Source organism: Avibacterium endocarditidis (genome assembly GCF_002921145.1).
GTDB classification, from domain to species: Bacteria; Pseudomonadota; Gammaproteobacteria; order Enterobacterales; family Pasteurellaceae; genus Avibacterium; species Avibacterium endocarditidis.
The window spans coordinates 1-8,685 of record NZ_PQVI01000072.1; the positions used below are offsets into that span (position 1 = coordinate 1).

The 8,685-nt window shown below is 36.7% G+C and carries 7 protein-coding genes and 2 pseudogenes; 7 read left to right on the forward strand and 2 right to left on the reverse strand.

Annotation, left to right across the window (positions count from 1 at the left end; genetic code table 11):
- The 6 genes and pseudogenes from C3Z13_RS11885 to C3Z13_RS05645 all read left to right on the forward strand — a co-directional run.
- A pseudogene (locus tag C3Z13_RS11885) lies at nt 1-1,420 on the forward strand (hemagglutinin repeat-containing protein); the annotation flags it as partial.
- 2 nt (nt 1,421-1,422) lie between these two features.
- The gene (locus tag C3Z13_RS05630; RefSeq protein WP_103855285.1) at nt 1,423-1,824 is read left to right on the forward strand and encodes a hypothetical protein; all 402 of its coding nucleotides are present in this window, start codon (nt 1,423-1,425) and stop codon (nt 1,822-1,824) included.
- A gap of 249 nt (nt 1,825-2,073) precedes the next feature.
- On the forward strand, nt 2,074-2,595 hold the full coding sequence (locus C3Z13_RS05635) for a hypothetical protein (protein WP_103855286.1): 522 nt from the start codon (nt 2,074-2,076) through the stop codon (nt 2,593-2,595).
- Between the two features lie 507 nt (nt 2,596-3,102).
- Nucleotides 3,103-4,505, forward strand: a pseudogene (locus C3Z13_RS12260) (hemagglutinin repeat-containing protein).
- Nucleotides 4,502-5,284, forward strand: coding sequence for a hypothetical protein (locus C3Z13_RS12265; RefSeq protein WP_245872568.1), 783 nt, complete (start codon nt 4,502-4,504; stop codon nt 5,282-5,284). The pseudogene C3Z13_RS12260 and the gene C3Z13_RS12265 overlap by 4 nt, the downstream one beginning before the upstream one ends.
- A gap of 239 nt (nt 5,285-5,523) precedes the next feature.
- Nucleotides 5,524-5,904: a hypothetical protein gene (locus C3Z13_RS05645; RefSeq protein WP_146256874.1), complete on the forward strand. Its 381-nt coding sequence runs from the start codon at nt 5,524-5,526 to the stop codon at nt 5,902-5,904.
- A 438-nt stretch (nt 5,905-6,342) separates the two neighbouring features.
- On the opposite strand, the gene C3Z13_RS05650 is transcribed toward C3Z13_RS05645, so the two are convergent.
- Nucleotides 6,343-7,107: an Abi family protein gene (locus tag C3Z13_RS05650; protein WP_103855288.1), complete on the reverse strand. Its 765-nt coding sequence runs from the start codon at nt 7,105-7,107 to the stop codon at nt 6,343-6,345.
- Between the two features lie 153 nt (nt 7,108-7,260).
- Nucleotides 7,261-7,488 (reverse strand): hypothetical protein, encoded by a 228-nt coding sequence (locus C3Z13_RS05655; protein ID WP_103855289.1) that lies wholly within the window; start codon nt 7,486-7,488, stop codon nt 7,261-7,263.
- Nucleotides 7,489-7,667: 179 nt separating this feature from the next.
- On the opposite strand from C3Z13_RS05655, the gene C3Z13_RS05660 reads away from it, so the two are divergent.
- On the forward strand, nt 7,668-8,258 hold the full coding sequence (locus C3Z13_RS05660; RefSeq protein ID WP_181022019.1) for a hypothetical protein: 591 nt from the start codon (nt 7,668-7,670) through the stop codon (nt 8,256-8,258).
- Nucleotides 8,259-8,685: the final 427 nt, after the last annotated feature.

An 8,685-nucleotide genomic window follows, 5' to 3' on the forward strand; every position in this document is an offset into this window, starting at 1 on the left:
TACGGATTTAAAAGGTGGGTTAATTACTTCCACTGCACAAGCGGAAGCGGACAACAAAAATAGCTTCAGTACAGGCTCGCTTTCTTATTCAGATATTCAAAACCATGCAAATACTAGTGGAAGTGCCTTTGGCGTGAGCGGCTCAGTTGCCATGAATTTTGACACACCATTTGGTGAACATGGACAAGCACAAAGCAATAAGCAAGCTGTCAATGAACAAGGTGAGAAGTTATATATTGACAGTCAGGGCAATCAAACCACTGCAAGCCGAGATAGTTCTGGGAAAGAGAATAAAGTCAAATTAGCGGAGGGTTTAGATTCGCTAACGGGTAATCTATCTGTTGGTTTTGGTTATGAAAAAGAAAGTCAATCCAGCGTAACGAAAAGTGGCATTAACACCACAAATCTTCATATCCGTGATGAAAATGCACAGCAATCACTGACAGGAAAATCTGTTGAAGAAACGCTGCAAGATATAAAAACCGATATTACAACAGAATCAGCAGAGCAACATTCAGGTAAGTTAGCAAATCACTTTGATAAAGACAAAGTACTAAAAGAACTGAATATTCAAGTTAAGGTAACAAAAGAGTTCAGACAAAATGCCTTTTCAACGATAGATGCTTATGTTTTGCCGAAACAGGCTGAGTTAAGAAAGCAAATTAAAGAGGCAAAAACAGAAGAAGAAAAGACCGCACTTTATAATGAGATTTATAAACTCCAGTATCAAAAACGATTGCTTGAAACCGTGGTTGGTATTGTTTCAGGTTCACCTGATCTTGCAATTACGCAAGGCACTTTACAACTAGCAGCGACAAAAATGCGAGAGGAAACCTTAGCTAATTCACGAAAATTTAAAGGCATTATTGATGCTAAAACAGGTAAGAAAATCAGTAATGTTTCCTATGATAGTGGTTATTTTGATGGTGTGAAGTTAGGTGGGGTTAGGGTTGATGTTGATGCTATTTGTGGTTCAAGTAACGAGCGTTGTACTGTAAATTCTGATGGTAGTTATCAATATATTGGTGGTGTATCTAGTAACGGAAAACAAATTCTTACCTTAAAAGATGCGATTGATGTAGATTTAAATCCTGATGCTAAAGATATGTATGGACCAACAGGTGGTTTTCAAGCAATTAAAGGCGGATGGTATTTGCCATTTAATACAACTATTTCATATGAGGTTGGAAGTTTTTCAGATAGATTGGTAGAGTCTTTTGCTGGAACTCATGACCTAATAGGAGGACAAGCATGGGGTTTTTATAATTCGCAAGGAAATACAGCACAGAAAACAGCAACAGAAAAACTTAGAGCTGAAATAACAACAACTGCTGCTATTCCTGCTGCAACTCCTTTTGCAGTAGCGGATTTAATGTCATCTGATTTTGTAGAACTTCTATTTCAGTTAGGAGGAAATTAAAAATGAAGAAACTCTTGCTTATTTTATCATTATTTATCTTAAATGGATGTCTATATTCTTTTGAAAATGGTTGTATTAGACCAATAATTCAAACAGTTTCATCAAACTGTTATAAAAATAGAAAATATTTTCCATATGTAGCATATTTTCAGAAAGAAGGAACTATTGGTCACACAGATCCTACTATACGGTGGAATGATGTAAAATCTTGTGGTGGAATTAATATATCTCTTAAAGACAATACATTCAAATTGAAGAATGAAAGGGATTCTAAGGGTCTTTTTAATCCTGATGCATATAATGCTTTTGACCAATGTATGGAGAAGAAAGGATATATTCATTTTAAATATGAAGACTGTGGATCACAAGAACCTAAATGGAATAAAGGAAAATGTAACCTTTAAAAAATATTGATCAAGCCAGTTTATTCAAATGAATTATTGGGTGTGATTGCAGAAGGAAATCGAACACGCCAATATAGTAGCGACATTGTCAATTGAGACTATTTTAATTATGTTACTTCGCCAAAAGGTATAGTTGATCCTGTTATTTGGGAGGATTTATTAGTTGGAGGAGGATTAAAACTTGGAAGAAAAGCCCTTTCAGCTACAAATAGAGCCTTAACAGCAACAGGTGAAACTTTAGCAAAATCTATGGTATCAAATGAAGCAATTGTATTAGGTACATTTGCGGATACGGAATTAAAGCTGATGTTGGAAAAACTCGCAACGAATAGTAAGTCCTACCTAGATAATTCATTTAAAGCTGCAGCGAATGCACCAATGAAAACCACCCTTACTAAAGGGGTGGCGGCTGGTATCGCTTCACTAGGTGGTGAAGTTTATGATTACACTAAAGATAATAACCCGAAAGAGCTAACAAAAGACAACTTATATAAATCAGCGACGAATGTCACTAGTGATGCCTATAAAGGATTGCTGTTTGGAAATACCAATATAGGAACAACTATTATAGGGAATAGCCTTGTAGATAAAGCGGTAACTGGAGAAAGTAATTTAGAGCAGAATGCGGTTTCTGGGATAGAAGGGGAAATTATTGATAAACTAATTCCTACTGTGCCAGGTAGAGAATTTATTATTGAAGGATCACAAAAATTTCTTAATAAGGGGATTATAGAGAATGAAAATAAAGAGGAATATTGTAAATATTTTTAAGGAAATAGCAAAGAATTTTTTAAAATTAATAGTTGTTTTTTTTTATTGGTTATTTTTTTTATACTAAACGTCTATTTAGAAACGGGTAGTTTACACACCTCTTTATCTAGAATAAAAGATGGGATAGATTATTATATCTTTTATTTTTTTACCATTACTTATATTCTTCTATTTCTTAAAAAAGAATTTTTAATAAATAATTTATCTAATATTTATTAACCTTTTAAAGATATTAATATATTTTATTATTTTAGTTATGGTTACTCAGGCTAAAATATGGAACAAAAAGGTTTCACCATTGCGGTAAATATCCCTGTAGTTCAAGCGGTACAAAATGCTCTCGCTGTAGCGGAACAAGCTAAACAAATGGGCGAAAGCAAACATAGCCGTGTTAATGCAATGGCAGCAGCGAACACTGCGTGGGGTGCATATCGAGCAGGTGAGGGTTTAATGAAAGCCAGTGAAACCTTAAGCCAAATGGCGAATGGTAATCTAGCTCAAGGAGCGATGAATGCCAGTGTGTCTATTACTTATGGCGAACAAAAAAATGTGCAAACCACCGATACTCAAGGCAACACTGCCACAAACAGTGCAATTAACGCAGGAGGAAAAGTAATCATTACCGCTACAGGGGCAGGCAAGGCGTCAGATATTAACATTGTAGGCTCTGATGTCTCAGGCAAACAAGGCACAATCTTACAAGCGGATGATGAAATCAATTTACTGGCTGTCAAACAAACCCACCAAGAACGCAGCAAAATAAATCTAGTGGGTTTAATGCGGGTGTGGCAGTGAGTTATGGCTCTGATGGTTTTGCTTTTGGGATTACCGCAGGCGGCAACTACGGCAAAGGCTATGGCAATGGCGATGAAACCACTTGGCGAACAAGTCATATTGGCGATAAAGGTAGCCACACCATTATTCAAAGCGGTGGCGACACCAATATCAAAGGCGCTCAAGTGCGAGGCAACGGCATCATGGTTGATGTGGAAAACCTTAACATTGAAAGCCTGCAAGATACCATGACCTATAAAGGCAAACAAATGAACGTGAGTGGTCAAATGACTGTTGGTTACGGCTTTTCAGGCTCAGCGAGTTTCAACCAATCAAAAATGAACGCCGATTATGCCAGCGTGCAAGAGCAATCAGGTTTATTTGCAGGCGATGAAGGCTATCAAGTCAATGTGCGGAAGCATACGGATTTAAAAGGTGGCTTAATTACCTCTACCGTACAAGCGGAAGAACTTGGCAAGAACCGTTTTGAAACTGGAACGCTAACCTATGCAGATATTCAAAACCATAGCAATTATTCAGCAAGTGGATTTGGCTTAAGTGGTGGTGTAACAGTGAGTGGAGGAGATGCTCCTAAAGAAGTAGGAGGAATGAAACTTCGACAAATTGGTCAAAACGCTCAAGATGGTTCTGCGAAAGTAGAATATGATGGTATTGCAGGTATTGGCAGTCAAGGGAACTGGGGAATAACAAAAGGCATTACAACCGCATTGTTAGGTCAAGTAAAAGATAAAGGCAGTGAAAGCGGTATAACCACCAGTTCAATCAATACCGCCAATATCACTATTCGTGATCACGAAGCTCAACAAAAGATAAGCAGAAAAACAGTTGAGGAAAGTTTACAAGGACTTTCTAAAATTAATCTTCATCAAGGTGTTGAAAAAGCCGATGTTGAAACTATCCGTTCAGATTTAGAGCGTGATTTAAATACTGCAACGGAATTTGTCAATAATGTTAATAATCAAGGTGATGAAATTCATTACAAAATGGAGAAAAATGAAGACTCTCTCTTTTCAATTCAACCTAACACACCTGAGTGTAATCATATTTCTTGTTTAGATTTCGATAAAGATAATTCCCAAGCACTTAAAAACTTATTTATAGCGACGAATTATTGACAGAAGAACAAGCAAAATTATTAAGTAAAGTTGCAACAGCAGGTATGTTGAATTTGACTAGAGAAGAAAAAGTTTCAAGTGCCATTTTGTATGACAAAGACTTATCTTCAATTAAGGATACTGCATTGATTCTGAATAGAGGAAGTGCAGGGATTTTAAATGAATTTTTATTCACGGGTTTTGAGCGATTTAGAGCTTGGGCAAATATGCCTTCTCTCTTTGGTGCTTCGAATGCGACACGAGATCATGCTCAGATTGCGAAAAAATTAGATGAATATAATGCTTACGCAAAATCTCAAGGAGCAAAAACATATACATTTGAAAATGTAGCGCATAGTTTAGGTGTGTCTGGTAATAAAAATATGCTGAATTGGTCAGCGCATCTTGGTCAAAAATATGAGCATACTGATGTGGAATATTTACATTTAGGTGGTTCATATCCATCAAGTGAAGTAGATAAACAATCGAGAGAGTTATTTAAGGGTGTCAAAACACAATATCTTGGTGTTGAGAGAGACGTTGTATATGAGGGAATACCAATTTTAAGAAATTTAGGATTAGGAATGATTGGGAATAATCCTAATGCAACACCGAATAGAGCAAAGACATCCATTTTAGAAGCGCATTCTGAGGCTAATCAGAATATTAATAACTTAAAGTTTGTTTATGATAAAAATAATAAAGAATCTTTTAAGAAATGGCAAAATACTCTAGATATTTTGAATAAAACACATAAAGATGGAATAAGAGAGTTCAATGTTGTTGGAGAAAACAGATGATAAAAATTTTTCCGTTTTATATTTAGCCTGCTGTGTAACTGGTTGCTTATGGATTTGGTATCCACCGTATTCTTCATTTTGGGATGAAGATATATGGATCCATAAAGAGAACAATACGCCACCTCCTAAAGATATAGTTAGAGAGTGTTATTCTCAATCATTATTACCATTTGAAACAAAAGTTGTAGGAGAGTTGGAGATACCAGTTAATCCTGAAGATCAGGTTAAAGCTAATGATCTTGATGGAGCTTGTTTGTATCAAAAAGGATTTCGGTTTAATGCTAGTTATAAATACTGTTATAGATTTGACAATACCTGCAAGCAATGGAATAAATATAGAAATTAATAAAAATTATGAATTTTTGCCCCCCCCTTTCGGCAAATATGGACAAGCCCAAAGCAATAAACAAGCGGTGAATGAACAAGGCGAGAAGCTGTATATTGATAGTCAGGGTAACCAAACCACTGCAAGCCGAGATAGTTCAGGAAAAGAGAATAAAGCCAAATTAGCGGAGGGTCTGGATTCGCTTACAGGTAATCTTTCAGTTGGCTTTGGTTATGAAAAAGAAAGTCAATCCAGCATAACGAAAAGTGGGATTAACACGGCTATACTCAATTAGAGAATGGTGATTATAGACACGTTAGCGGAAGCGTCATCAAAGGACCAGTTGATATTGGTCATATTTATGGTTGGGAGCATAGGAGATTATCTTTGGCTGCAAAAGAAGTTGGGTTATTGCTTTATTAGAAGCAGGGGCAGATCCAAATATACCTAATCGAGATAATGTGATTCCACTGGCAATGATGGGAGGGATCCCCGATAGATTAGACGTGCGAACACTAATGCTGGATAAAGGTGGCAATGTACATTATAAGAACGGGAATAATGAATTGGGTATTGTACATAGCGTAAAAAAAAACACCTTGGGAAACAAGATAGATATAAACCAATGATAGAGCTAATGGAGAAATATGCTTAGAAAATGCATTTAGGCCATTTAGCCCTTTGGCCTTTTCGGGTAAGACCTTTCCCCTTGGAAAGGTTACCCTTAAATCCCTTAGGGGATTTCCCTTATGCCTTTTCCTTTTTGAGGTTTTCGTGCGATTGTTTGACTTATACGCTCAAGTTGCTCCAATATATCTGCCGTTTTAGGCGAAATGTACCATAACACCTGTTTTATATTATTAAATACGTTGATAAGATCGATTTTACTTTCATCGAAAATTGGCTCATGGTGACAAATTCTATTCCTTAGATAACGCACTCGGCTTGTTATGTTATGTATCTCATTCACTATTAAATCACGTTCATCAGGGGAGGAAATACAAACATTAGGGAATGCTTTATTAAAATGATTTATCCATCTCATTCGATGAGTTCGCGATAACATATTTTCCCAAAATATAAAGTTAAGCTCTGCCACAACTTTTCCAGGCGAAATCTCATTAGTATCTATTCTTAATGGCTGTAAACGTCCATTGATGAAATGGAATTCGTAGGTTTTGTGTGAAGACAACTTATTTACAATACGGAGCAATTCTTCTCTTGTTGCAGGTTTTAATGCTCGAATAAAGTTATCATTTAAAATACTATATGCCCTATAACTAGGTTCTAGCGCATTAATAATGGCATTTCGTAATGCTACTTCATATAGGCTAATCACTTCCAAAAGTGCGCCACTTATTTGTATGTTCCAAATATAGAGTTCATATGCCTGCATATCTTTTAATGAAAGGTCATCTTCATCTTTGAAGTAAGATAGATAGGTTTCTATTCTTGCTTGGGATAATAGAGTGTGAAGCTCACTAATTTTAGACACCATAACGCTAAACCATATTAATTAATACATTGACAACACAGTTCTTGAAGTATAGCATATAGGAAGACTTAGGGACTGTGAAGATAGCAATCATTGATTAGCTGGACCCCCCTTTGCAAAAGCGATAGCCCCAATTTAATTGATTGGGGTTTATTTTTATTCCTCTGCTTCAATACCGTCTTCTTCTATAATCACCTCTTCCCATTCATCTTCAGGAAGAAACTGCCAATAATTACAAATCCAACCATCTTCAAATTTTTCCCATAAGCCTGCATAGTTATACGCTGTCACTTCAGGATCAGCGTGGCAAATTTGGCTCGCTTGAATTTGAGCATTGGCCCAACTTGAAAAAAGAAGGGGTATAACGATAATCAAAGCTCTCATTGTTATGTAATCTCATTCCTCCTGTTCCAGTATATTTATCCTAAATGACTTTTCCTCTCCTAAATTTCTGAAATTTCAAAACAATTAATTCTCCTAAAATCCCCTGATATTTTGCAAAATAGCTACTGTCATTAGGGTATGCGTATGGGCAACCTGATAAGCCTTTTGTACATACCTTATTGGCACAAGATAAAACTGTGCCATCTGTTGCCGTGGGTGAACAGCTTAAACAGCAACGGCCTGAAGTGTTTGAGCGTACCGATGCCGCAGGCAATAAAACCCGCGAAACAGATCAAACCATTACCGATCGTTCATTTGTACGTGTAATTGAAACAGATACCGAAACGAAGAATATCGGTACATCGCAAAGCAATATTGACGCAGACAAACAAGTCAATGTAGGCGGAAATTATAGCTTGAGTGTGGTTGGTAACATTACAACGGTGACAATAGGCAATGCGACTACTGCCATTGGCGGAACATTAAAAGAGCAAATCAGCGGCATTGCAGAACGTTGTTCAGATGTATTGCTTAAACTGAAAGCCCCTACAATTCAGTTATTAGCAAGCCAAATTCATATTGGTTCAGGAGAACAAAACATCTTAAGCATTATGGAAGAAACAATTCAAATCGTTGCCGACCTTGCGAATACTGTTGCAAGTCATACCCATAATGGCGGCCCAGCACCAGATCAAAGCAGCACGTTCAGCGGCTACAACAGTAGGGCATTAAATGAGAAAGATAAATTCTCGCCTATTATTGAGCAGTAAACATATCATCAACATCCGGCCACCTATTTAGGTGGCTTTTTTATTACCTACCGCCTTTATTTAAAAGGCTTTAGCTACAGCTTTCCTTTTATAAAGTGAAGCCAAACTGATCCACGGAAAATTCTCACGCCACGTCAAACGTCACGAAAAATCCACTCTCCCACCCGCGTTTTTTATGCAAAAAATTGCCATTTTTTCAGTTAAGAAAGATCAGGTTTTATTAAAATGAAAAGCTATCATATTGAAATATAAAAAGAATTTCTATTTTACGTGGGGGGGGCATAAAATGATTTACATCTAACCGCTCACACATCTGAAATTTGGTGACCATTGGACACCAAACAGGGAAAAGGTGGATTATCAGAATTTCTAGGATAGGCTAAAAATAGTCACCAAATGGACACCAAAAGAAAAAGTGCGGTAAAAA

What these genes read in the sequence shown, in the direction of transcription:
- C3Z13_RS05650 (WP_103855288.1), bottom strand. Translation starts at nt 7,107, where the DNA reads ATGGTGTCTAAAATTAGTGAGCTTCACACTCTATTATCCCAAGCAAGA.
- C3Z13_RS05655 (WP_103855289.1), bottom strand. Translation starts at nt 7,488, where the DNA reads ATGAGAGCTTTGATTATCGTTATACCCCTTCTTTTTTCAAGTTGGGCC.
- C3Z13_RS05630 (WP_103855285.1), top strand. Translation starts at nt 1,423, where the DNA reads ATGAAGAAACTCTTGCTTATTTTATCATTATTTATCTTAAATGGATGT.
- C3Z13_RS05635 (WP_103855286.1), top strand. Translation starts at nt 2,074, where the DNA reads ATGGTATCAAATGAAGCAATTGTATTAGGTACATTTGCGGATACGGAA.